Source organism: Streptococcus pseudopneumoniae (assembly GCF_001072665.1).
Lineage (GTDB): Bacteria > Bacillota > Bacilli > Lactobacillales > Streptococcaceae > Streptococcus > Streptococcus pseudopneumoniae_S.
Genome location: NZ_JVJI01000053.1, coordinates 1 through 26,330, shown reverse-complemented (window position 1 = coordinate 26,330; position 26,330 = coordinate 1). Strand labels below are relative to the sequence as shown.

At 37.2% G+C, this 26,330-nt stretch carries 16 protein-coding genes; all 16 read left to right on the top strand.

The features are described 5' to 3' along the window. Positions 1-6 precede the first annotated feature (6 nt). Positions 7-699, top strand: coding sequence for a capsular polysaccharide biosynthesis protein CpsC (gene cpsC / locus ADH52_RS03395; RefSeq protein WP_049493109.1), 693 nt, complete (start codon positions 7-9; stop codon positions 697-699). Positions 700-708: 9 nt separating this feature from the next. Continuing rightward, positions 709-1,401 carry a tyrosine-protein kinase gene (locus ADH52_RS03390; RefSeq protein ID WP_049493106.1) on the top strand — a complete coding sequence of 231 codons (693 nt, stop codon included), beginning with the start codon at positions 709-711 and terminating at the stop codon, positions 1,399-1,401. A gap of 98 nt (positions 1,402-1,499) precedes the next feature. After that, positions 1,500-2,093 carry a sugar transferase gene (locus ADH52_RS03385; RefSeq protein WP_125415637.1) on the top strand — a complete coding sequence of 198 codons (594 nt, stop codon included), beginning with the start codon at positions 1,500-1,502 and terminating at the stop codon, positions 2,091-2,093. A gap of 215 nt (positions 2,094-2,308) precedes the next feature. Next, the gene (locus ADH52_RS03380; RefSeq protein ID WP_049493100.1) at positions 2,309-3,103 is read left to right on the top strand and encodes a DUF4422 domain-containing protein; all 795 of its coding nucleotides are present in this window, start codon (positions 2,309-2,311) and stop codon (positions 3,101-3,103) included. Positions 3,104-3,121: 18 nt separating this feature from the next. Next, the gene (locus ADH52_RS03375; protein ID WP_049493098.1) at positions 3,122-4,339 is read left to right on the top strand and encodes a hypothetical protein; all 1,218 of its coding nucleotides are present in this window, start codon (positions 3,122-3,124) and stop codon (positions 4,337-4,339) included. A gap of 97 nt (positions 4,340-4,436) precedes the next feature. Then, positions 4,437-5,273, top strand: a complete 837-nt coding sequence (locus ADH52_RS03370) for a LicD family protein (RefSeq protein WP_049493095.1) — start codon at positions 4,437-4,439, stop codon at positions 5,271-5,273. Between the two features lie 7 nt (positions 5,274-5,280). Continuing rightward, positions 5,281-6,363 (top strand): glycosyltransferase family 4 protein, encoded by a 1,083-nt coding sequence (locus ADH52_RS03365; RefSeq protein ID WP_049493093.1) that lies wholly within the window; start codon positions 5,281-5,283, stop codon positions 6,361-6,363. An 8-nt stretch (positions 6,364-6,371) separates the two neighbouring features. Beyond that, on the top strand, positions 6,372-7,376 hold the full coding sequence (locus ADH52_RS03360; RefSeq protein WP_049493090.1) for a glycosyltransferase family 2 protein: 1,005 nt from the start codon (positions 6,372-6,374) through the stop codon (positions 7,374-7,376). 1 nt (position 7,377) lies between these two features. Continuing rightward, positions 7,378-8,331, top strand: coding sequence for a glycosyltransferase family 2 protein (locus ADH52_RS03355; RefSeq protein WP_049493086.1), 954 nt, complete (start codon positions 7,378-7,380; stop codon positions 8,329-8,331). 153 nt (positions 8,332-8,484) lie between these two features. After that, the gene (locus ADH52_RS03350; RefSeq protein WP_049510087.1) at positions 8,485-9,900 is read left to right on the top strand and encodes a flippase; all 1,416 of its coding nucleotides are present in this window, start codon (positions 8,485-8,487) and stop codon (positions 9,898-9,900) included. A 1-nt stretch (position 9,901) separates the two neighbouring features. After that, the gene (locus ADH52_RS03345; protein ID WP_049493080.1) at positions 9,902-10,900 is read left to right on the top strand and encodes an acyltransferase; all 999 of its coding nucleotides are present in this window, start codon (positions 9,902-9,904) and stop codon (positions 10,898-10,900) included. Between the two features lie 13 nt (positions 10,901-10,913). Beyond that, a complete protein-coding gene (gene glf, locus ADH52_RS03340) occupies positions 10,914-12,011 on the top strand; it encodes a UDP-galactopyranose mutase (RefSeq protein ID WP_049510085.1) in 1,098 nt (365 codons plus the stop codon). A gap of 24 nt (positions 12,012-12,035) precedes the next feature. Further along, positions 12,036-13,088, top strand: a complete 1,053-nt coding sequence (locus ADH52_RS03335) for a galactofuranosyltransferase (RefSeq protein WP_049510083.1) — start codon at positions 12,036-12,038, stop codon at positions 13,086-13,088. 198 nt (positions 13,089-13,286) lie between these two features. After that, positions 13,287-15,269, top strand: a complete 1,983-nt coding sequence (locus tag ADH52_RS03330) for a peptide ABC transporter substrate-binding protein (RefSeq protein ID WP_049510081.1) — start codon at positions 13,287-13,289, stop codon at positions 15,267-15,269. Between the two features lie 296 nt (positions 15,270-15,565). After that, on the top strand, positions 15,566-22,078 hold the full coding sequence (locus ADH52_RS03325) for a SpGH101 family endo-alpha-N-acetylgalactosaminidase (protein ID WP_080977890.1): 6,513 nt from the start codon (positions 15,566-15,568) through the stop codon (positions 22,076-22,078). A gap of 142 nt (positions 22,079-22,220) precedes the next feature. Continuing rightward, positions 22,221-26,330 (top strand): glycoside hydrolase family 20 zincin-like fold domain-containing protein (locus ADH52_RS03320; RefSeq protein ID WP_049510079.1); only part of this gene is annotated, 4,110 nt, incomplete at its 3' end.

Below are 26,330 nucleotides of genomic sequence, written 5' to 3'. Positions count from 1 at the left end.
GAAAATATGAAAGAACAAAATACTATGGAAATCGATGTATTTCACCTATTTAAAATTCTTTGGAAAAGAAAAATTCTAATTGCATTAGTAGCAATTGTAGCTGGAGCTTTAGCTTTTGCCTATAGTGCTTTTATCGTTAAACCGGAGTTCACTAGTACTACACGGATTTATGTAGTCAACCGTAATCAGGGGGATAAACCTGGTTTGACAAACCAAGACTTGCAAGCTGGATCATACTTGGTTAAAGACTATCGTGAAATTATTTTATCTCAAGATGTTTTGGAAAAGGTGACATCTAATTTGAAATTAGATCTATCACCAAAAGATTTGGCTAGTAAAGTCAAGGTAACCGTACCAGTCGATACCCGTATCGTATCTATTTCAGTTAATGATAGAGTCCCTGAGGAAGCTAGTCGTATTGCTAACTCCTTGAGAGAAGTAGCTGCTGAAAAGATTATCAGTATCACACGCGTTTCTGATGTCACAACACTTGAAGAAGCTCGTCCCGCTATAGCACCATCTTCTCCAAATATTCGTAGAAATACAATTATAGGTCTACTTGGAGGAACAGTCTTTACGGTTATCGTTGTTCTGATCGTTGAACTGGTTGACACACGAGTGAAACGTCCAGAGGATATTGAAGATGTTATGCAAATCGCATTGTTGGGAGTTGTTCCAAATTTGGATAAATTGAAATAGGAGAGAGATATGCCGACATTAGAAATAGCACAGAAAAAATTAGATCTGGCCAAAAAAGCGGAAGAATACTATAATGCCTTGCGTACGAATATACAATTGAGTGGAAATAATTTACAAGTGATTTCTATCACTTCAGTTAAACCGGGTGAAGGAAAGTCAACGACTTCTACAAACATTGCTTGGGCCTTCGCGCGTGCAGGTTATAAGACCTTGTTAGTAGATGCTGATATTCGGAATTCTGTCATGTCAGGTGTCTTCAAGTCACGTGAAAAAATTACCGGATTGACAGAGTTTTTATCTGGAACAACAGACCTATCTCATGGTCTATGTGATACCAATGTTGAAAATCTATTTGTAGTTCAAGCTGGGTCTATCTCACCCAACCCAACTGCTTTATTGCAAAGTGAAAACTTCAGTACTATGATTGATACACTTCGCAAATATTTTGATTATATTATTGTTGATACAGCACCTATTGGTATCGTTATCGACGCAGCTATTATCACACAAAAATGTGATGCATCTGTTTTAGTTACTGCGGCAGGAGAGGCGAACAGAAAAGATGTTCAGAAGGCTAAAGATCAATTGGAACAAACGAATAAACCATTCTTGGGAGTTGTATTAAATAAATTCAATACTTCAGCTGAGAAATATGGTTCTTACGGTGAGTATGGTTCTTACGGAAATTATGGGAGAAAATAGGGGCTCTTGTAGTTATAAAATTTTCTGAGGATGTTATTACAAGGAGGGGAGTTTAGGTGAAACAAAATAATATAATCTATTTTTGTTTTAAAAGATTTATGGATGTATTTATCGGTTTGTGTGGAACAATATTTATCGTTTTACCCTGTTCTCTAACTATCTTTTCAATCTACAAGATTAAAGGTTATAAAGGAAGTATATTTTTTACACAATATAGAGTAGGTCTCAGAGGGAAAAAATTTAAAATCATTAAGTTTAGATCGATGGTCGAAAATGCAGAAGAAATTCTGATCTCGAATAAGGAACTTTATGAAAAATATAAAAACAATAGCTATAAATTGCCACCAAACGAGGATCCACGGCTTACAAATATTGGAGATTTTATAAGAAGAACAAGTATTGATGAAGTTCCTCAGTTTATAAATTTGTTACTAGGTGATATGAGTCTTATTGGACCAAGGCCAATTCTTGAAAATGAACTAGATGAATATTCTGAGGAAGAGCAGGAAGTTTTATTGTCTGTTCGTCCTGGAATTACGGGGATATGGCAAATTTCAGGTAGGAGTCGAGTATATTATCCTGAACGTTGTGAAATGGAATTATATTATCCTAGAAATCAGTCTTTGTGGTTAGACATCAAAATTTTCTTTTTGACTATTAGAAGAGTGTTATCCGGTGACGGAGCTCATTGAGAATTTAAGCTGAGTCAGTATGAAGTGGAACATATAAAGATAAAATTGAATACAAAAAGGATATCTTTGGTATTCAATTTTATCTTTTTGGGTCAAGATAGTTTTAGTGAAAATCTATTTTGACTGGATATTTTTTCAACAGAGAATGATTACAATTTTGATTAAAAGGTAGTTGAGCTAGATATGGATGAAGGGAATTGAATTAGGATATAGAAATGTCTAAAACGTATAGAATCATAGTTGCGACACATAAACAATTTCAAATGCCAGAGGATAAGGACTTGTATATCCCTATCCAAGTTGGTAGTGAGGGTAAGGAAGATTTAGGTTATCAACCAGATAATCAAGGAGTTCATATTTCTCACCTTAATCCTTATTATTGTGAATTAACAGGATTATATTGGGCTTGGAAAAATTTAGAATGTGATTATCTTGGATTGGTACATTACCGCAGATATTTCACATCAAAACGACACTCATATAGAGAAGCAATTAGTATGGATGATATTATTCTTTCAAAGTCAGAAGTTAAAAACTTGCTGTCAAAATATGATGTTGTTGTTCCTAAAAAAAGGAAATATTATATTGAAACGCTATACTCACACTATGCACATACTCACGATGCCAACCATTTAGACGTGACACGCCAGATTGTGAGTGAATTGAGACCGGATTATATCGTCGCTTTTGATCAGGTCATGAAACAACGCAGTGGCTATATGTTCAATATGTTTATCATGTCTAAAGAAAATGTAGCAGCCTATTGTGAATGGTTATTCCCGATTGTCGATGAACTCTATAGAAGATTAGACATTACAGACTATTCTGCTTTTGATGCTAGATTATTTGGTCGTATCAGTGAACGTTTGTTCAACGTTTGGTTGGCAAAACAAGGTTTGCGGGTAAAAGAGATACCGTTTATCTATATGGAGAAAATTGACTTGATTCAAAAAGGAAAATCTTTCCTACAAGCAAAATTCTTTGGGAAAAAATATGGACAGAGTTTTTAGTTAGGAATAAAAATAGTGATGAAAATAGTAGTACAAAAAAGGTCTTTGCCAGAAATTTTAGCTCTTACTGCTCTAGGGATATTTTTATTTGTTTCAATTTTAGATGCTACTTTTTATGTTCAACATCTACCAAGAATTGCTTATAAGGTGCTGATAGCCATTTCACTCGCTTTGTTAGTTATAAAAGAGTTATATAAAAAGGATTATGATTATAGAACTATTATAGGTTTAATTATTACAGTTTTAGTTTATTTGATTATAGGGAAAATAAGTACTTTAAGTTCAAATATTGCGATAAGTCTATTTTTTATATACGCTTTACGTGATATACCTTTTAAAAGTGTAGCAAAAACTTCCTTAGTAGTAAGTGTTCTGATGTTACTGTTTGTTATATTTAGCGCAAATATGGGAGTTATTACAAATTATTTAGAAATTTCTGGGACTCGAGTCCGTAGTTATCTAGGGTTCAGATATGCCCTACTTCCATCGATCTTACTTATGAATGTAGTTGCTACTACACTCTATATAAATAAAAACAACATAAGATATTGGCAGTGGTTATTACTATCCTTGTCTGTTTATTGGGTATATGGACAAACTGATTCTCGCTTAACATTTTACAATTCTTGTATATTGTTAGCCTTCAATATACTAATAAAGTGGTTCCCTAATATATTGTCTAAGTTAGGGAATGTGTTTAAAATTTTCAAATTCACCTTTATTTTTAATGCAATAATTAGCTTTTGGATTACAATAAATTATCTCGGATCAAACAATTATTTTGTAAATGGTTTCTTTTTCAAGTTAAATCAGGCGTTAGGTGGTAGATTATACTTGGCTAATAAATCTCTGGAATTATTTGGTTTTGGTTTATTTGGGAAACCAGTTGAATGGAATGGCAATGGTCTGACCGTTGAAGGAGTTAGAAATTATCAGACATATCTGTATGTTGATAATTTGTATATTCAAGTTCTACAAAAATTTGGTTTACTCGTTCTAGTTTTAATGGTAACGCTATTAACGTTAACACTTTCTAAAGCTATCAAGAAAAATCAGTGGATTATTGCTTTTATTTTAATTGTGATGAGTTTTCAGTCTATGATAGACGATCTAAATTTGTACCTCCATTACAATATCTTTTGGATTTTGATAGGTAGTTTAATTTACTCAGATTACCAATTTTCTGATGAAAGTGATGAAGAGTTAGGGGGGAATTCTTTTGAAGAAATTATATAGTAGTATGCTAAGAAATATTTAGCAAGAACTTACAAGAGTATAGCCGGAGAAGACTGTTGTATATCGAGTTTTGCTATTTTTATATAGGGGGGGAAGTGTGTCGGATATAAAAATCATCCAAGATAAGATTTTATCTATCTTAAAAGAGTTCATTAGTATATGTGAAGAAAATAACCTTAGCTACTATGCTCTAGGAGGTACCTTGTTAGGAGCGGTACGTCATAAAGGTTTTATACCTTGGGATGACGATATCGATATCGGTATGCCTAGAGAAGATTATGAAAAATTTAAAAAACTAGCTCCAGACCTGTTACCAAGTAATTATAAATTTTTGAGCGAAGATACTGCTGGTTATAAAAAAGCTTTCTCTGTGATTAGAGATGATTCAACAAAGATTATCATGAATTATAGTAAAGAAGAATTGGTAGAAAGTTTATGGATAGATGTTTTTCCACTGGATGGGATGCCGTCAAATAATTTAGAGAAAAAAATCCATTCTTTTAGATACTTGTACACAAGAATGATGGTCCAGCTCTCTCAGTTTAATAGTTTAGTAAATCAAAAAAAAGAGAATCGTCCACTAACTGAAAAAATGATTATTGCTTTTGCGAACGTTGTTAATATTGAAAAGATTATTTCTTTTAACTGGGCACAGAAAAAATATTTACAAACGCTAAAAAAATATTCGTTTAAGGAAGCTTTTGCAGGGAACTATACAGGAGCATATAAACTTAGAGAAATCGTACCTTCAGACTATTTTGGAGAGCCAGTATCATTAGAGTTTGAAGGGATTGATCTGAGTTGTCCTCGTAAGTATAAAGAATATTTGGAAGCAATTTATGGAGAGAATTATATGCAGTTACCTCCAGAAGATAAGCGAAACCAACATCACTATAAGATAATATCTCTTGGTGATAACGAAGAATGGGAGTAGTTGAAACATGAAAAAAATCGCTTTAGTGAAATGGAGTATTGATAGAACAGATGGAGGCTTGAAAGTAGCTACGAGCCTTGCGAATGAATTATCAGAAATGTATGAAGTACATTTACTATCCATGATTTCTACAGAAACAAATTTTTTTCCAGTAAAAGACTCAGTTAAATATAGAAATTTATCACCTAAAAAAATTTCTATGAGTAAGAATTTTCTTTCCGCTGTTAAGTTACTAAGGAGTTATTTGACAAAGCAAGGTATCGATATTGTGTTTGGTATCGGAATGAGTATGAATTCAGTAGGTGTAGCAAGTACTCTTGGTTTAAAAACAAAATTTATTTCTTGTGACCACACAAACTCAATAGTTGACATTGATACTAAAGTTAAAAAAGTCCAGAGATATGTTGGTGCTAAATTTGCAGACAAGATTATTACTCTCACACAAGAAGATCGTAGAAATTATATAAAAAAATATGGTATTTTTGAGGAAAAAATTGATTACATCTATAATTGGAAAGAAGATTGTCTTTCCAATGTAGCTTATAACGATGAGTCGGTGAAAATTGTAACAGTAGGTCGCTTCGATTATCAAAAGGGCTATGATTATCTTGTTCAAGTTGCCAAGAAGGTTTTAAATGAGAAATCTAACTGGACTTGGGAAATCTACGGTTCAGGTGAACAAGATGAAGTAGATAAAATCAGAGATTTAATCAACGAAAATAATTTACAGGATAAGTTAGTCATAAAAGGACTTGAAAAAAATCAGGATTTGATTTATGGAGATAAAGGAATTTATGTCATGACTTCTCGTTACGAAGGTTTACCCTTGGTATTGTTAGAAGCTCAACAATACAATCTTCCTATAGTTAGCTTCAGTTGTCCGACAGGACCGAATGAGATTGTTGAAGAGGGAGTTAATGGCTATCTGGTTGAGTGTTATGATACAGACAAGTTGAGTGAAAAATTGCTTGAACTGATGGAAGATGAAGTTTTGAGACAGTCTTTCTCAGAACATGCAAAAGACAATATGGATAAATTTAATAAAGATAAAATTCTCAAGCAGTGGCTTGAACTAATTGAGACGATTTAGGAGATAGGATGAAGGATTGTTTGTTAACAATTGTAATGCCCAGTTATAATATTCAGGACTACATTTCAAAAGGGCTGGAGTCTTTTCAACAAGTACACCCGGATTATAAAAATAAATTTGAAGTACTGGTTGTCAATGATGGAAGTACAGACGATACGGCTTTAGTAGCAGAAAAAATATTAGCCAAAGATTCGTTGCTGGATGGCCGTGTCATTACAAAAGAAAACGGCGGTCATGGTTCGACAATCAATCGCGGTATTCAAGAAGCAAAGGGAAAATTTTTTAAAGTGATTGATGGGGATGACTGGGTTATTCCATCAGAATTTGAAAAGTTTTTAGATGCTCTTGAAACTGTTAATGTGGATATGGTGATTACAGATTTTACAGAGCAGCATGTCTATAACAATACTGCGGTACGAAATGATTTCGTAGACAAGTATGAAATTGGCAAAAAACACATGGGAATTCCGGATGTTCGCATCCCGATGCACTCGGTTACTTATAAGACATCAATCTTGTCGGAAAACAAGATTCGTTTAAGTGAAAAAACATTTTATGTTGATATTCAATACACACTCTTTCCTTTGGAGTATGTTCATAGTTTCAGTTATTGGAACTATGACATTTATCAATACTACATAGGTAGACCAGAGCAAAGTATGAATATCGAGAGTATGAAGCGTAATGTCCGTCATCATTTGACTGTTACAAATTCTGTTCTAGATTATTTTTCAAAAATTGAAAGTGAACCTATTTTAAACCGAGTTGTTTCTGAGACATTGGCCTACTTAATTAGTTTGCAGGTTGATTTATCTTGGATGGTCGATGGCTCGGAGGAACTATTGAAGGAATTGTATGGAAAGATTGATCAAAGCTCATATAAATACGTTCCTACGAAAAAATTTGACAGATTGTCTTACTTAAATTATAGGACTAGCTTTGCTTTGGGAATAATTTTTAATCCGATTTTGAAGAAATACTCTGAAAAGAAAGAAAAAGAGAGAGGCATTTAGGATGTTTATCAGCATCGTTATTCCGGTTTATAATGTTGCAGACTATCTGCATTATGCGATAGATAGCTTGCTGAAACAAACCTATCAAAATTTTGAGATAATCCTCGTCAATGACGGTTCCACAGATGATTCTCCTCGATTGTGTGAAGATTACGCTCGAAAATATGAAAACATCCATCTTTTTCACAAGGAAAATGGAGGCTTATCTGATGCGCGTAACTTTGGAGTGACAAAAGCCAACTCAGATTGGATTTTCTTTTTAGATCCAGATGATTACCTTGAAGACTATACGCTCGAATTAATGGTAAAAATACAGGAAACGCATCAAGCAGATTTGATTTCAACAAAAGTGAAAGCTACTTCAAAATATAATGATTATAGTTCCCATCATCTTAAACAGTCAGACTATGAAAGTTTGAGTGTGATTACAAAGGAGAAGGCCTTAGAACTGATGTTGGAAGACAAAGTTGCAACCGTCTCTGCCTGTGCTAAGCTTTATAAAAAAAGCATATTGGAACGCGTCCCATTCCCAGTTGGAAAAATCTATGAGGATTTTTATGTTGTAGGAGAACACCTTGCCTTAGCTGAAAGAATCGTGATTAGTCCACTTGAAACCTACAATTACTATCGGAGGGAAGGGAGTATAGTTCGTTCGACATTTACTGAAAAAAGATATGATTTCTTTGAAGCTGTTGCAAAAAATGAGGAAGTTATTAAAAGAGAGTACATTCAAAGTCCAGAATTAAAGCAAGCTTTGCAAGCTAAAAAATTATTAGGTGGTTTTGTAGTGATTGGTGCAAAAGCTGACTCAGGCTTAAAAGATTTTTCAAAAGATAAAGAGTTGTTGAGAGTCGAAATGAGTGAGTTACTAAAAAATAGTAAGTTATCATGGAAACTAAAACTAAAATACCTTATTTTTATGTTTAGCCCTAAATTGTATTTGTTGCTACGATAGTATGATACATAGATCCAATTTAATTTGCAACAAGTGTCAAAAAATTGTAGGAAAGAGGAAATATGAAAGAAGCGTTTAGAAGAATTGCCCATTATAAGTCTGTTCGTTCACGATTTTCAATGTCACTGATTGATTATAATAGGGCAGGTTGAGATGAAAGTACTAAAAAACTACGCCTACAATCTATCTTACCAACTGTTGGTGATTTTACTCCCGATTATTACGACTCCCTACGTAACACGGGTCTTTTCTTCGGATGATTTAGGGACGTACGGATACTTTAATTCCATTGTCACCTACTTCATCCTCTTAGCGACGCTAGGAGTTGCTAACTATGGGACCAAGGTCATTTCAGGACATCGCAAGGAAATTGAAAAAAACTTTTGGGGGATCTACTCTCTGCAATTAGGTGCAACAGTTCTTTCTCTGTCCTTGTATGTTCTTCTTTGTTTGACTCTTCCCTTTATGCAAAATCCGGTAGCCTACATTCTAGGCTTGAGCTTAGTTTCAAAAGGTTTAGACATTTCCTGGCTCTTTCAAGGGTTGGAGGATTTTCGAAAGATTACTGTTCGAAATATTACGGTCAAGCTTGTTGGAGTCATTTCAATCTTCCTCTTTGTCAAATCTGCAAATGACCTATATCTCTATGTTTTTTTGCTAACTGTATTTGAACTTTTGGGGCAACTAAGTATGTGGTTGCCTGCTCGAGAGTTTATCGGTAGACCGCATTTTGACATAGAATATGCTAGGCATCATGTGAAGCCCGTCATATTATTGTTCCTTCCGCAAGTGGCGATTTCCTTGTATGTTACGTTAGATCGTACCATGCTTGGAGCCTTGGCTTCTACAAAAGATGTAGGGATTTATGATCAGGCTCTAAAGTTGGTAAATATCCTTCTGACCTTGGTAACTTCCTTGGGAAGCGTTATGTTACCTCGTGTCGCTCATTTGTTAGCGACAGGTGATCATAAGGCAGTCAATAAGATGCATGAAATGTCCTTCCTCGTTTATAATTTAGTGATTTTCCCAATGATGGCAGGAATCTTGATTGTCAATGACGATTTTGTTCAGTTTTTCCTTGGTCAAGATTTTCAGGATGCACGTTATGCAATCGCCATTATGATCTTCCGTATGTTCTTTATCGGTTGGACCAATATCATGGGAATTCAGATGCTGATACCTCACAATCAAAATAAAGAATTCATGATTTCAACAACAGCTCCTGCCATTATCAGTGTAGGTTTGAATTTACTATTCCTTCCAAAACTTGGATATATCGGAGCAGCCATTGTTTCTGTATTGACAGAAGCGCTAGTATGGGCGATACAATTATACTTTACTCGCAAATACCTAAAAGAAATTCCGATTATCGGATCTATGACAAAAATTGTTCTAGCATCGGCTATCATGTATGGCATTCTGCTAGGTTCAAAAACAGTTATACATTTTTCGCCAACTATAAATGTTTTTGTATTTGCAGTGCTTGGTGGGATTTTTTATCTAATTGCTATCCTATCTCTGAAAGTGGTAGATGTGAAAGAATTAAAACAAATTATTGGGAAAAAATAGAATGCAGAAAACTAGGAATATTAATTTAGACTTACTAAAATTGTTTGCGTGTGTTGGAGTGGTTTTACTCCACACAGCTATGGGTGGGTTTAAAGAGGCAGGTTCATGGAATATTTTGACATATTTATATTATCTAGGAACCTATTCAATCCCTATATTTTTTATGGTTAATGGTTATTTATTGTTAGGAAAAAGGAATATAACCTATTCCTACATACTGAAGAAAGTAAAATGGATTCTAATAACAGTGTTATCATGGACTTTTATCGTTTGGTTGTTTAAACGAGATTTTGCAGTTAATCCTGTAAAAAAAGTTATAGGTTCGTTATTGCAAAAAGGTTATTTCTCTCAGTTCTGGTTTTTTGGTGCACTAATACTTATTTATTTATGCCTCCCTGTTTTGAAAAAAATTCTGAATTCAAAAAGAAGATATTTATACATTTTATCTTTTTTTGTCGCTATTGGTTTAATTTTTGAGTCAGCAAATATTATATTTCAAATGCCGTTACAGTCATATGTTATACAAACCTTTAGGTTATGGACCTGGTTTTTCTATTATATTTTAGGTGGTTTTGTAGCGCAATTTAATGTGTGTAGTCTCAAATCAAGGTTTAAGAATTGGATGAAAATAGTTACGATATTTTTATTATTAGTCTCACCCTTAATACTATTTTTATTAGCAAAGACTACTTACCATAATTTTTTTGCTGAATATTTTTATGATATTCTATTTGTAAAAGTTGTAAGTTTAGGATTGTTTCTAACTATATTCTCACTTTCATTGAATCAAGACAGAAACAAATGGATTGTTTTTCTTGCTAATCAAACCATGGGAGTTTTTATAATTCATACTTATATTATGAAAGTGTGGGAAAAACTATTTGGTTTTAATTTTGTCGGAGCATATTTACTTTTTGCTCTATTTACTTTAAGTGTTAGTTTTATTATTGTTGGAATGTTAATGAAGATTCCTTACTTCAATCGAATCGTCAAATTATAAAAAGGAGAACAAGATGTACGATTATCTAATTGTTGGTGCTGGTTTGTCTGGAGCAATTTTTGCTTATGAAGCAACCAAGCGTGGAAAAAAAGTAAAAGTTATTGATAAACGTGACCACATTGGTGGAAATATCTACTGTGAGAATGTAGAAGGTGTTAATGTTCATAAATATGGTGCTCATATCTTCCATACTTCTAACAAGAAAGTCTGGGATTATGTTAATCAATTTGCTGAATTTAACAACTATATCAATTCGCCTGTAGCTAATTACAAGGGTAGCCTTTATAATCTACCTTTCAATATGAATACTTTCTATGCTATGTGGGGGACAAAAACTCCTCAAGAAGTTAAAGATAAGATTGCTGAGCAAACGGCTCATATGAAGGACGTTGAACCTAAGAACTTGGAAGAGCAGGCTATCAAGTTGATTGGTCCAGATATCTATGAAAAGTTGATTAAGGGATATACTGAAAAGCAATGGGGTCGTTCTGCGACTGACCTTCCACCGTTTATCATCAAGCGTCTACCAGTTCGTTTGACTTTTGATAATAACTATTTCAATGACCGTTACCAAGGGATTCCAATTGGGGGTTATAACGTTATCATCGAAAATATGCTGAAGGATGTAGAAGTAGAACTTGGCGTTGACTTTTTTGCTAATCGTCAAGAATTAGAAGCTTCTGCTGAAAAAGTTGTCTTTACAGGGATGATTGACCAATACTTTGACTATAAACATGGTGAATTGGAATATCGCAGTCTTCGTTTTGAGCATGAAGTTCTAGATGAAGAAAATTATCAAGGAAATGCTGTGGTTAACTATACAGAACGAGAAATTCCTTATACTCGCATTATTGAGCATAAACACTTTGAGTATGGTACTCAGGACAAAACGGTTATTACTCGTGAATACCCAGCTGATTGGAAACGTGGAGATGAGCCTTATTACCCAATCAATGATGAGAGAAACAATGCCATGTTTGCTAAATATCAAGAAGAAGCAGCACAGAATGATAAGGTAATTTTCTGTGGACGTTTAGCCGATTATAAATACTACGACATGCATGTGGTCATTGAACGTGCTTTGAATGTTGTAGAGGAAGAGTTTAAATAAGATAATGAAGAATAAAATTGATCGATGAAATATTATTTAAAAGAAGAATTTTTGAAGGATTCTGGTGCACGAAATGCGGGAAATAAGGCTCGAAACGTTGTTGAAGAAATAGTAGTTCGTGAGGGCTATAGTCCTTTGTTATTGCTGGTAAATGATAGGTATCAAATGGGGACTATCAGGGCCCAACGACACAAGGCCAAAGCCCTATCAAAAGCAATCTCTAAGTTAAGGGAAGGGGATCAGCTACTGATTCAATTTCCTATGCTTCATCATAGTTTCTTTACGACTCATTTAGTCAAAAGAATGCAACGTAAAGGAGTGAAGGTTCACTTTATTATCCATGATTTAGAAGTTTTGCGCTATGCTAATTTGGATACAGTACCCTTGAAGCATAAGATTCGTGTTCATCTTCAAGAGTCAAGTCTTTTGAAACAAGCTGATGGTCTTATTGCTCATAATCCAGTTATGAAATCAGTGCTTGTTGATAAGGGGATTTCTGAGAAAAAAATAGTTAGTTTAGGCATTTTTGACTATCTGATCCCGAATTATCAGGACAAAGATGATTTGTCTAAGGAAGGGGCTATTATTGTAGCTGGAAATTTAGCCAAAGAAAAAGCAGGTTACTTATATGAGTTGCCTGCAAGACCGGCATATAACCTTTATGGTGTTGGTTTTGATGAGGCTAGAAAGCTATCCAATGAAACCTATTTTGGTTCCTTTCTTCCAGATGAACTACCATCAGCATTAGAAGGAAGCTTTGGTTTGGTTTGGGACGGTGATAGTTCTAAAACTTGTAGCGGAGTGTTTGGTGAGTATTTGAGATACAATAATTCCCACAAGGCTTCCCTTTATTTGGCTTCTGGTTTCCCTATTATTGTCTGGGGGCAATCTGCTTTGGCTAATTTCGTCTTAGAAAAAGAGTGTGGAATTAGTATTGAGAGTTTACTTGACTTGGAAGAAGTATTGGAACATTTGTCTCAAGAAGAGTATCAGGGTTTGGTCAAAAATGCTAAGGCCGTAGGTCAAAAAATTCGTGAGGGTTCTTATCTTCTTTCCGCATTGCAAGCTTTCAATTAATGAATCTAAAAATGATTTAAATAGATGGATGAGGGAGTTACTGGATTCCCTCTTTTCTTATAGTTAAAAAGAGATTAAAAAATGAAATAAGATTCGATAGTTGTCAGAAAATAACAACTAAAAATGAAAATTCAGAAAAATATATTGACAATAGATTGCAAAGGGTCTATAATGGATAGAAAAACAAAGGAGAATACTATGAAAACAAGGAAAGTATTGGCTCTTGCGGGAGTCACTTTATTAGCAGCTGGTGTCTTAGCTGCTTGTTCTGGCTCAGGGTCTAGTGCAAAAGGTGAGAAAACTTTTTCTTATGTTTACGAAACAGATCCAGATAACCTGAACTACTTGACAACTGGTAAGGCAGCAACTACTGACATTACTAGTAATGTGATTGATGGATTGCTTGAAAATGACCGCTATGGTAACTTTGTGCCATCTATGGCTGAGGATTGGTCTGTATCTAAGGACGGCTTGACTTACACTTATACAATCCGTAAAGATGCCAAGTGGTACACATCTGAAGGTGAAGAATATGCTCCTGTCAAGGCTCAAGACTTTGTAACAGGACTTAAGTATGCGACAGATAAGAAATCAGAAGCCCTTTACTTGGTACAGGATTCAATTAAAGGTTTGGATGCATACGCTAAAGGGGAAACTAAAGATTTCTCTCAAGTTGGGATTAAAGCGATTGACGATCAAACAGTTCAATACACTTTGAACAAACCTGAAAGTTTTTGGAATTCTAAAACAACAATGGGTGTCTTAGCACCAGTTAATGAAGAGTTTTTAAACTCTAAGGGAGATGATTTTGGGAAAGCAACAGATCCAAGCAGTATCCTTTATAACGGACCTTTCTTGTTGAAATCATTGGTCGCTAAATCTTCAGTAGAATTTGAAAAGAATCCAAACTACTGGGATAAGGACAATGTTCACATTGATAAGGTAAAACTTTCATTCTGGGATGGTCAAGATACAGGAAAACTTGCAGAAAACTTCAAAGATGGAAGCTTTACAATGGCTCGTCTCTTCCCGACAAGCGCAAGTTATCCTGAACTTGAAAAAGAGTTTAAAGACAACATCGTTTATACACCACAAGATTCTACTACTTATTTAGTAGGTACTAATATTGATCGCCAGTCTTATAAGTACACTTCTAAGACTACAGATGAACAAAAGACTTCAACCAAGAAAGCTCTTCTAAACAAAGATTTCCGTCAAGCTCTTGCCTTTGGTTTTGATAGAAAAGCCTATGCTTCTCAAGTGAATGGTGCGAATGGGGCAACTAAACTGCTTCGTAACTTGTTTGTTCCTCCTACATTTGTACAGGCAGATGGAAAGAACTTTGGCGAAATGGTCAAAGACAAATTGGTGACTTATGGTGACGAATGGAGCAACGTGAACTTGGATGATGCTCAGGATGGACTCTACAATCCTGAAAAAGCGATAGCAGAGTTTGCTAAAGCTAAGACAGCTCTCCAAGTAGAAGGCGTTCAATTCCCAATCCACTTGGATATGCCAGTTGACCAAACCAATACAACAAAAGTTCAACGTGTCCAATCTTTTAAACAATCACTTGAAGAAACATTAGGAACTGACAATGTCGTCATTGATATCCAACAACTTCAAAAAGATGAAGTTCTCAATGTTACCTACTTTGCTGAAACGGCTGCTGGACAAGATTGGGATGTCTCAGATAACGTTGGATGGGGACCAGACTACATTGACCCATCTACCTACCTTGATATTCTCAAACCATCTGTAGGGGAAAGTACAAAGACTTACCTAGGATTTGACTCTGGAACAAACAACGCTGCGGCTAAGCAAGTTGGTTTGGAAGACTACGAAAAAATGGTTGTGGAAGCTGGTGAAGAAGTGAATGACATTTCAAAACGTTATGAAAAATATGCTGCTGCCCAAGCTTGGTTGACCGACAGTGCCTTGCTAATCCCAACAACTTCTAAAACTGGTCGTCCAATGTTGTCTAAGATGGTACCATTCACACTTCCATTTGCTTATTCTGGAAACAAAGGAACAAGTGAAGCTCACTTGTATAAATACCTTGATGTACAAGATAAACCAGTAACAACAGAAGAATACCAAAAAGCCCAAGAAAAATGGATGAAAGAAAAAGAAGAGTCTAATAAAAAAGCTCAAGAAGAACTCGCAAAACATGTGAAGTAGATTTTAAACATCTATAGAAACAGAGTGATAGAGGATTTGGCATTCGATAGGAATGCTAAATCCTTTTTATTTTATGATAACTCCCTCTAAATGGCAGACTATGGTTTTGCCAAAATTAAGAAAAAATTAGCAATTTTCCTAGCTTTCCTATTGCTTTATCTGCCAATATTTGTTATATTAAAAGTGCAATTATTTTTTTATAAACGTTAAGCATTGCACTTTTCAGATAGAAAGGAGTATTTTTCGAACAAGAAATGTAAACGCTTACGAAGATTAGTGAAAGGAATCAGGAGTTAATGGATAAACGATTTTTTGAAAAACGATGTACATACAGCATTCGTAAATTTGCACTAGGTGCTGCTTCAGTTATGATTGGGGCTAGTTTTTTTGCTACTGCTCCAGTATTGGCTAACACACCAACAGTTGGCTCAACAGATAACTTGCCAAGTGAGCTGGCTGATTTGGATAAAAAAGCGAGCGATAATGGACGGGAGTTCGATAAAGAAGCTGCAGCAGCAAATCCAGGTTCTGCTGAAACAACGGATGGACCAAAAACTGAAGAAGAGTTACTAGCTCTTGAAAAGGAAAACAAAGAAACTACTGACAAGTTGCCGAAAGAATTAGAAGGTAAAGTTGAAAAAGCTACTGATAATGGTAAAGAGGTAAATAAAGATCAATTAGCCCAAGATACTGGTAGTCTAGTTCCTGAAGATGTTGCCAAAACAAAAAATGGAGAATTGAACTATGGCGCTACTGTTAAGATTAAGACTCCATCAGGAGAAGGTAGTGGTATTGTCATTGGTAAGGATCTTGTTTTGACTGTTTCTCACAACTTTATCAAGGATCAACAAGATGGAAATATCCGTAAAGTTGTGGATAATGATAAAGGAGATGGCGATATTTTTAGTATATCCTACCCTGGTTTAGATGATGTAAAATTTAGTAAAAAAGATGTGATTCACTGGGATAGAGATGGTTATCTAAAGGGCTATAAGAACGATTTGGCTCTTGTGAGATTGCGTACAGTTCTTGAAAATGCTCCTGTTGAAGTTACTGAAAAGCCAGTTGTTAAGAAAGTTGGGGATAAAGTCAATATGTTTGGCTATCCTGCTGGTAAGTTGGCGCCAGTTATTAACACTGCTGTGGATTTTGCTGAATCTTATGGTGAAGGTGTTCAAGGAGTTGGTTATCAAGGTGGACAACCAGGTGCTAGCGGTGGCGGTATCTTTGACACGGATGGTAAATTGATTGGGGTTCATCAAAATGGTGTGGTTGGAGTCCGTAGCGGAGGCATCCTTTTCTCTCCAGCTCAATTAAAATGGATTCAAGATCATATTAAGGGAATCTCTAGTTCAAAACCAGCGAATTTAGAGGAAACTGAAAAACCAGTTGAAGAAAAGCCAAAAGAAGATAAGCCAAAAGAAGAAAAACCAGCGACAGCTAAGCCAGAGACACCAAAGGAAGTCACTCCTGAATGGCAAACTGTAGCAAGAAAAGAACAACAAGGGACTGTTGCTATTCGTGAAGAAAATGGTGTTCGTTACAATAAGTTATCTTCAACAGATCAAAATGACAATGCCAGCAAACCAGCCTTGTTTGAAAAACAAGGATTGACTGTGGATGCAAATGGTAATGCGAATGTAGATCTCACTTTCAAAGAAGAATCTGAAACAGGCAAATCACGTTTTGGTGTTTTCTTGAAATTTAAAGATACAAATAATAATGTCTTTGTTGGATATGACAAAGAAGGTTGGTTCTGGGAATATAAGACACCAGGTAATAGCACATGGTATCAGGGTGGTCGTGTTGCAGCTCCAGTAAATGGCTCAGTGAATCATCTGACTATTAGCTTAAAATCAGATGGTCAGCTGAATGCAACAAATAATGATGTAAAACTTTTTGATACGGTTACTTTGCCAGCTGCTGTTAATGAAAATCTTAAAAATGAAAAGAAAATCCTACTTAAAGCTGGTACATATGGTACTGAAAAGACAGTTGTAAATATTAAGACTGACAATCAGGATGGAGTTCAAAATACTGAAGCTACTGCTGAAAAAGAAACTGGTGCGGTGGTAGATGATAGTAAAGTGACTTATGATACTATCCAGTCTAAAGTCCTAAAAGCAGTGATTGACCAAGCCTTTCCACGTGTCAAGGAATATACGCTAAATGGCCATACTTTACCAGGACAGGTTCAACAGTTCAACCAAGTATTTATCAATAACCACAGAATCACCCCTGAGGTTACTTATAAGAAAATTAATGAAACAACTGCAGAATATGAAATGAAACTCCGTGATGAGGCTAATCTTATCAATGCGGATATGACAGTTCGTCTGCAAGTTGTGGACAATCAATTACATTTTGATGTAACTAAAATTGTCAACCACAATCAAGTCACTCCAGGTCAAAAGATTGACGATGAAAGAAAATTACTCTCTACTATTAGTTTCCTCGGGAATGCTTTAGTATCTGTTTCTAGTGAGCAAGCTGGTGCTAAGTTTGATGGGGCAACTATGTCAAACAATACGCATGTCAGCGGTGATGATCATATTGAAGTAACCAATCCAATGAAGGATTTGGCTAAGGGTTACATGTATGGATTTGTTTCTACAGATAAGCTTGCTGCAGGTGTTTGGAGTAATTCTCAAAACAGTTACGGTGGTGGCTCTAATGACTGGACCCGTTTGACGGCTTATAAAGAAACCGTTGGAAATGCCAACTATGTCGGAATTCATAGTTCTGAGTGGCAATGGGAAAAAGCTTATAAGGGCATTGTCTTCCCAGAATATACCAAAGAACTTCCAAGTGCAAAGGTTGTAATCACTGAAGATGCTAATGCAGATAAGAAAGTGGACTGGCAAGATGGTGCCATTGCTTATCGTAGCATCATGAACAACCCTCAAGGCTGGGAAAAAGTCAAGGATATCACAGCTTACCGTATCGCGATGAACTTTGGTTCTCAAGCACAAAATCCATTCCTTATGACCTTGGATGGTATCAAGAAGATCAATCTCCATACAGATGGTCTTGGACAAGGTGTTCTCCTCAAAGGTTATGGTAGTGAAGGTCATGACTCAGGCCATTTGAACTATGCTGATATTGGTAAACGTATTGGTGGTGTCGAAGACTTCAAGGCTTTGATTGAGAAAGCGAAGAAATATGGAGCTCATCTAGGTATCCACGTCAACGCTTCTGAAACTTATCCTGAGTCTAAATACTTTAATGAAAAGATTCTTCGTAAGAATCCAGATGGAAGCTACAGCTATGGTTGGAACTGGCTAGACCAAGGTATCAACATTGATGCTGCTTATGACTTGGCGCATGGTCGCTTAGATCGCTGGGAAGAATTGAAGAAAAAACTTGGTGAAGGTCTCGACTTTATCTATGTGGACGTTTGGGGCAATGGCCAATCAGGTGATAATGGTGCCTGGGCTACCCACGTTCTTGCTAAAGAAATTAACAAACAAGGCTGGCGCTTTGCAATCGAGTGGGGCCATGGTGGTGAATACGATTCTACCTTCCAACACTGGGCAGCTGACTTGACCTATGGTGGATACACTAATAAAGGTATCAACAGTGCCATCACGCGCTTTATCCGCAACCACCAAAAAGATTCTTGGGTTGGGGATTACAGAAGTTACGGTGGTGCAGCCAACTATCCCCTTCTAGGTGGTTACAGCATGAAAGACTTTGAAGGCTGGCAAGGACGAAGTGACTACAATGGCTATGTAACTAACTTGTTTGCTCATGATGTCATGACCAAGTACTTCCAACACTTCACTGTAAGCAAGTGGGAAAATGGTACACCTGTTACCATGTCTGATAACGGTAGCACCTATAAATGGACTCCAGAAATGCGAGTGGAATTGGTAGATGCTGACAACAATAAAGTAGTTGTGACTCGTAAGTCAAACGATGTCAATAGCCCGCAATACCGTGAACGTACAGTAACTCTCAACGGACGTGTCATCCAAGATGGTTCAGCTTACTTGACTCCTTGGAACTGGGATGCGAATGGTAAGAAACTTCCTACTGATAAGGAAAAAATGTACTACTTCAATACGCAAGCTGGTGCAACAACTTGGACGCTTCCTAGCGACTGGGCGAATAGTAAGGTTTACCTTTATAAACTAACTGACCAAGGTAAGACTGAAGAACAGGAAGTAGCTGTGAAAGATGGTAAGATTACCCTTGATCTTACTGCAAATCAACCATACGTTCTCTACCGTTCAAAACAAACCAATCCTGAAATGTCATGGAGCGAAGGCATGCACATCTATGACCAAGGATTTAACAGTGGAACTTTGAAACACTGGACTATTTCTGGTGATGTTTCTAAGGCAGAAATTGTCAAATCACAAGGCGCAAATGAAATGCTTCGTATCCAAGGCAATAAGAGCACAGTCAGCCTTACTCAGAAACTGACTGGCTTGAAACCAAATACTAAGTATGCCGTTTATGTCGGTGTTGATAATCGTAGTAATGCTAAGGCAAGTATCACAGTAAATACTGGTGAAAAAGAAGTGACTAGCTATACCAATAAGTCACTAGCTCTTAACTATGTCAAGGCCTATGCCCATAATACTCGTCGTGACAATGCTACAGTTGATGATACAAGTTACTTCCAAAACATGTATGCCTTCTTTACAACGGGTTCAGATGTATCAAATGTCACTCTTACTTTGAGTCGTGAAGCTGGTGATGAAGCAACTTACTTTGATGAAATTCGTACCTTTGAAAACAATTCAAGTATGTACGGAGATAATCATGATACAGGTAAAGGAACATTTAAACAAGACTTTGAAAATGTTGCTCAAGGGATTTTCCCATTTGTAATTGGTGGTATCGAAGGAGTTGAGGATAATCGCACTCACTTATCTGAAAAACATGATCCATATACACAACGTGATTGGAATGGTAAGAAAGTCGATGATGTTATCGAAGGAAATTGGTCATTGAAGACAAATGGACTAGTGAGCCGTCGTAACTTGGTTTACCAAACAATTCCTCAAAACTTCCGTTTTGAAGCTGGTAAGACTTATCGTGTAACCTTTGAATACGAAGCAGGATCTGACAATACCTACGCCTTTGTAGTCGGTAAGGGAGAATTCCAATCAGGACGTCGCGGTAATCAAGCAAGTAATTTGGAAATGCATGAACTACCAAATACTTGGACAGATTCTAAGAAAGCTAAGAAGGTAACCTTCCTCGTAACAGGTGCAGAAACAGGCGATACTTGGGTGGGTATCTACTCAACTGGTAACGCAAGCAATACTCGTGGAGATTCTGGTGGAAATGCGAACTTCCGTGGTTACAATGACTTCATCATGGATAAACTTCAAATCGAGGAAGTCACTCTAACTGGTAAGATGTTGACAGAAAATGCTCTGAAGAACTATTTGCCAACGGTTGCCATGACCAACTATACCAAGGAATCTATGGATGCCTTGAAGGAAGCTGTCTTTAACCTCAGTCAAGCAGATGATGACATTAGTGTAGAAGAAGCGCGTGCCGAAATTGCTAAGATTGACGCTCTGAAGAATGCCTTGGTACAAAAGAAAATAGCCTTGGTAGCAGAAGACTTTGAAAGTCTGAATGCTCCAGCTCAAGCGGGAGAAGATTTAGCCAACGCCTTTGATGGTAACTTGTCAAGTCTATGGCATACGTCTTGGAATGGTGGAGATGTTGGTAAACCTGCAACTATGGTTTTGAAAGAGGCGACAGAAATCACTGGATTCCGTTATGTGCCACGTGGATCAGGATCAAATGGTAACTTGCGTGATGTGAAACTGGTTGTGACAGATGAGTCTGGTAAAGAACATACTTTCACTGCAACTGATTGGCCAGATAACAATAAACCAAAAGACATTGACTTTGGTAAGACAATCAAGGCTAAGAAAATCGTTTTGACAGGTACTAAGACTTATGGAGACGGTGGTGATAGATATCAAGCCGCTGCTGAGTTGATATTTAGTCGTCCACAGGTTGCAGAAACAACTCTTGATTTGTCAGGTTATGAAACAGCTTTATCAAAAGCTCAAAAATTAACCAGCAAAGAGAATCAAGAGGAAGTCGCAAGTGTAGTAGCTAGCATGAAATATGCTATGGATAACCATCTCTTGACTGAAAGAATGGTTGCCTACTTTGCAGAATATCTCAACCAACTACAAGATCAGACTGTGAAACCAGATGCTCCTACAAGTAGTAAAGGTGAAGAGGCAGCACCAATTCTTGAAGTGCCTGAGTATAAAGGTCCGCTTGGAACAGCAGGTGAAGAAGCAGCACCAATTCTTGATGTACCTGAGTATAAAGGGCCACTTGGAACAGCAGGTGAAGAAGCAGTAGTTAATGAAGTTCCAGAATACAAAGGTGGAGCCAATGCGGTAGAAGCAGCTGTCAATGAAGTTCCAGAATACAAAGGTGGAGCGAATGCAGTAGAGGCCTTGGTTCATGAATTACCAGAATATAAAGGTGGCGCTAATGCAGTAGAAGCAGCTGTCAATGAAGTTCCAGAATACAAAGGTGGAGTCAATGCAGTAGAAGCTTTGGTAAACGAAAAGCCAGCCTACACAGGACTATTGGCTACAGCAGGCGATCAAGCAGCACCAACTATTGAAAAACCTGAGTATCAGGTTAGTCAATTGGGCCAAGGAAAACTTGCAGAATCTAAAACTTCAGTTTCAACAGAAGATCAGAAGAGATTGCCAGAAACAGGAGAAAGCCAATCTGATACAGCTATCTTCCTAGCAGGCGTTAGTCTTGCCTTATCTGCTGCTGTCCTTGCAACAAAACTTAAAGAAAATTAAAGAAGACTGGATTTTAGAGTTTACCGGAACTAGAATTCAGACAGAAATAACTTAGTTGGAGAGAACCTCTAGGTTCTCTCCATTTTCAAATGGAAAATGAGACCGCTTACTGTAATAAGTGGGAGAAAGGAATAGGAGAAAGATGGATAGACATTTTTTTGAAAGACGTTGTCACTATAGTATTCGAAAATTTGCAATTGGTGCAGCCTCTGTATTGATAGGTGCTAGTATCTTTGGTGCAAATGTAGTGCAAGCTGCAGAGACAGTTGGAACACCTGAGAAAGAAGGAACAATTACACAAGCTCAGCCACTAGATAAGTTGCCGGACGATTTAGCAGCTGTTTTAAAGAAAGCAGAATCAGAGGCAACGGCAGATGCAGGTCATGAAGAAAATCATGAAAATACTGCAGGAACTGAAGAAACAAGCCCAGCAACAACTCCAACAGCTCCCAAACCAGCTGAGACTCTGAAGCCGGTTGAAACACCAAAAGCAGATTCTAAACCTGTAGAACCAGCTACACCTACAATCAAACCGGTTGAAAATCAAATTGAAGATAGAGAAGATCGTAACCACTTAGAAGGTGTCACTGTCCAAGCAAACGACTCAGAAACTGGAACTCCTTTTACTGCTGACAAGGCAGTAGATGGGGATTCTGATACTCGTTGGGCAACAAATCCAAATATTAACAAACCAACTTTCGAATTAACTCTTCCAAAAACTACACTTATTAGGCATGTAGAGATTGATTGGGATCGCCGTGTCCGCAAGGGACAAAATGATCCAAATATCAAATCTTGGAGCCTCTACTATGCAGGTCAAGATGATGTAAATGCTAGTGGAGAAAAACAATGGAAACTAGCTCATACCAAGACTGGAGAACCTGTTTTAGATGAGAAAGTTGACTTAGCCAATAGTATTCAAGCTAAATATCTCAAGTTAGAAATCAATGACTATCAAGCGGGCACAATGGGTTGGAGAAACGTTGGTATTCAAGAAATTCGAGCTTATTCGAATATTCCTGATACAAGTAAGGTAACGGATATCCGTCAGGTTACAGAATTGACTGTAGCTAAAGACGGACAGTCTCTTGTCTTGCCAACTCTACCAGGAAAAGTCAGTCTTATCGGTAGCAACAAACAAGGTGTGATTGACCTTCAAAATCACATTTATAAGCCTCTGACTGATCAACGCGTTAAGGTTATGGTAGAGCAAATTAAAGATTCACATACCTTTACTAAAGAATTTGAAGTAGTCATCAAGGGGCTACATCAGGACGAAGGTGTGGGTGTCAAACCAAAAGTAGCACCAGCTGTTCAACAATGGTATGGAAAAGAAGGTCAATCTTCTATCACTTCAGATACAGTTCTTGCTACGGGTGATTCAGGCTTTGAACAAGCAGCAACCTTCTACCAGTCAGACCTTGCAAGTCGTGGATTGGAACTTGCGACAGGTGACAAGCAGGCTCAAAAACGAATTGAATTTAAAAAAGTTGAAAACAAGGGTTATGGTAAGGAAGGTTATGGCATCATGATCCAAGATGGTGTCATTACCATTGAATCTGCAACGAACACAGGAGCCTTCTATGCTACTCGTACTCTTCTTCAAATGGGGGAAAGCAATCTCCAAAATGGAGAAATTCGTGATTTCCCAAGTTTCAGCCACCGTGGCTTTATGCTAGATACAGGTCGTAAATTTATTCCTTATGACACCCTTGTAGACATCATGCTCAATATGGCTTACTACAAGATGAACGACTTGCAGTTGCATCTCAACGATAACTATATCTTCCTAAAGGAACACTTGGCAGGTAAGAATCTAACACAAGAAGAAGAGCTTAAGTATGTTCTAGAACATGCTAAGACAGGTTTCCGTGTAGAGACAGATATTGTCGGTAAGAATGGTCAAAAATTAACATCAGATGAGCACTATACTAAAGAAGAGATGCAAAATCTGATTAAACTTGCTAAGGCCTTGCATATCAATCTAGTACCTGAAATTGACACACCAGGTCATGCTCTGTCATTTGTCAAAGTTCGTCCTGATCTCATGTATCAAGGTAGTCTGAGCGATTACAGAGGTAAACATAACGTAGAGCGCGTAGCTATGCTCGATCTAGATAATAAATACGATGAAACGCTGGCTTTTGTCAAATCAGTTTATGACAAACTTCTTGATGGTCCAGATGCACCACTTCATGGGGTATCTACTGTTCATATCGGAACGGATGAATACTACGGAAGTAGAGAAAGCTATCGTCGTTATGTCAATGATCTTATTAAGTACATTAAAGGGAAAGGCTATACACCTCGTATTTGGGGATCGCTCAGTGCGAAACGAGGTAAAACAGCGGTTGATTGGAAAGATGTAGAAGTTGATATCTGGAGTATTGGCTGGCAGCAACCAAAAGAAGCTATTGCTCAAGGAGCTAAGATTATCAACATAACAGATATTCCAACCTATAGTGTACCAAATGGTGATAATCGTCAAACAGCTTATGGTGACTATGCTAACTATGAAACACAATATAATAGGTGGACACCAAACGATTTCCGAACAGGTCATGGTCCACTTCTAGAAGCATCCAATCCAAATGTAATTGGTGGTGGCCACGCAGTTTGGAATGACAATATTGATCTTCATGAGACAGGTTTGACATCTTATGATATCTTTAAACGCTTCTTTAAGAGCATGCAAACAACTGCAGAACGCACTTGGGGATCTGACCGTGCGGCTGCGACCTTTGCAGAACGTACCCTACCAACGAGCCCTTATGCACCACAGTCAAATCCTGAAAAAGAGATTGATCAAAGTGATTTGTTTACTATCAATCCTGAAACAGTGAAGAACTATGCAAGCAAGAAGGTGAAGACAAGCGAGCAAGGATTGGCTTTTGAGAAAGATAGCAGTATTGAAGGTCTGGCAGGTGATGTTGGTCCGAGTCATGTCTTGAAGTTTGATGTAACTGTCACTGGAGACGGTGAACAAACCTTCTCAACAAGTGGAGACAACCGTATCTATCTAGCTGATAAAGACGGCTATCTTGCTTATCAATTTGAACAGTTCCATATCCAGTTCAAGAAAAAACTTGAAAAGAATAAACGTTATCAAATCTCTATCGTGACCAAACCACAATCAACGGAATTCTATGTGGATGGTGAGAAGATTGAACGTATCGCAAATCCAGCTCACCCTCGCTTTGCTCACAATAGCTTGGTTCTACCGCTTGAAAGCATCGGTGGGTTCAAAGGGATTTTACATAGTGCAGAGTTGTCAGATAAACCATTTGTAAATCCTCGTTTGATTCCAACAGATCATTTCACAGTTTCTGCAACTAGTCAAGAAACACCAGGAACAGCGACTGAAGGAGTTGTTGAAAAAGCCTTTGACAATGATCCAAATACCTTTTGGCATACTAAATGGACTGGTGATACTGCTCCGTACACTCTTTCTATGACCTTGAAAGAAGCAGAAAAAGTCAATGGTTTGACTTATCTTCCTCGGCCAGGTGGTGGAAATGGGGTCGTGACTCGCTACGAAATCTACGCACAAAAAGATGGTCAAATGGTCAAGGTTTCAGAAGGAAGCTGGGACAACAACGCTCAAGAAAAAACAGTTAACTTTGCAGCGGTTCATACCAACAAGATTGAGTTGAAAGTTCTATCAGGTGTTGGGGGCTTTGCAAGTGCAGCTGAAGTTCATCTATTGAAACCTATCAAAGAGGGACAAGAAACACCAGAACCAGAACAACCATCTACACCTGAAACTCCAAAAGTCGAGCAAACAGGTGATGGAACAGTTGAACTGGCGGATCAATTCACAGCAAGCAAACCAGCTAGCGAAGATAGTATTGCAGCTGCCAGCAAGAGCGCAGATTATCTCAAGAAAGAGTACAAGGTTTTCCCAACTCCACAAAAAGTGACTTATGGAGAAGGAGTAACAGCTCTTCGTAAGCAAGTCAATCTGGTAATGGGAGATCAACTCGATATTTATACTCGTAATCGCTTGAAGAGTGTCTTACAGGACAATCAAGTATCCTACACTACTAGTCAATCAGCAGTTGCTGGCGCAACTAATATCTATCTTGGAGTGCATGGACGAGGCTCACAAGCAGAACAAAACTTATCTAACGTTTCAGCAGGTCTCTTTGACAAAATTGATGCTTATGCTCTGACCATCAAGGACAACTCAATTTCCATCGTCGGAAAAGACACAGATGCGGTCTTCTATGGTTTGACAACCTTGAAACACATG

Bases quoted from the DNA above. Each gene is read 5' to 3' on its own strand.
- cpsC (WP_049493109.1), top strand. From the start codon at position 7: ATGAAAGAACAAAATACTATGGAAATCGATGTATTTCACCTATTTAAA.
- ADH52_RS03390 (WP_049493106.1), top strand. From the start codon at position 709: ATGCCGACATTAGAAATAGCACAGAAAAAATTAGATCTGGCCAAAAAA.
- ADH52_RS03385 (WP_125415637.1), top strand. From the start codon at position 1,500: ATGGATGTATTTATCGGTTTGTGTGGAACAATATTTATCGTTTTACCC.
- ADH52_RS03380 (WP_049493100.1), top strand. From the start codon at position 2,309: ATGTCTAAAACGTATAGAATCATAGTTGCGACACATAAACAATTTCAA.
- ADH52_RS03375 (WP_049493098.1), top strand. From the start codon at position 3,122: ATGAAAATAGTAGTACAAAAAAGGTCTTTGCCAGAAATTTTAGCTCTT.
- ADH52_RS03365 (WP_049493093.1), top strand. From the start codon at position 5,281: ATGAAAAAAATCGCTTTAGTGAAATGGAGTATTGATAGAACAGATGGA.
- ADH52_RS03360 (WP_049493090.1), top strand. From the start codon at position 6,372: ATGAAGGATTGTTTGTTAACAATTGTAATGCCCAGTTATAATATTCAG.
- ADH52_RS03355 (WP_049493086.1), top strand. From the start codon at position 7,378: ATGTTTATCAGCATCGTTATTCCGGTTTATAATGTTGCAGACTATCTG.
- ADH52_RS03350 (WP_049510087.1), top strand. From the start codon at position 8,485: ATGAAAGTACTAAAAAACTACGCCTACAATCTATCTTACCAACTGTTG.
- ADH52_RS03345 (WP_049493080.1), top strand. From the start codon at position 9,902: ATGCAGAAAACTAGGAATATTAATTTAGACTTACTAAAATTGTTTGCG.
- glf (WP_049510085.1), top strand. From the start codon at position 10,914: ATGTACGATTATCTAATTGTTGGTGCTGGTTTGTCTGGAGCAATTTTT.
- ADH52_RS03335 (WP_049510083.1), top strand. From the start codon at position 12,036: ATGAAATATTATTTAAAAGAAGAATTTTTGAAGGATTCTGGTGCACGA.
- ADH52_RS03330 (WP_049510081.1), top strand. From the start codon at position 13,287: ATGAAAACAAGGAAAGTATTGGCTCTTGCGGGAGTCACTTTATTAGCA.
- ADH52_RS03325 (WP_080977890.1), top strand. From the start codon at position 15,566: ATGGATAAACGATTTTTTGAAAAACGATGTACATACAGCATTCGTAAA.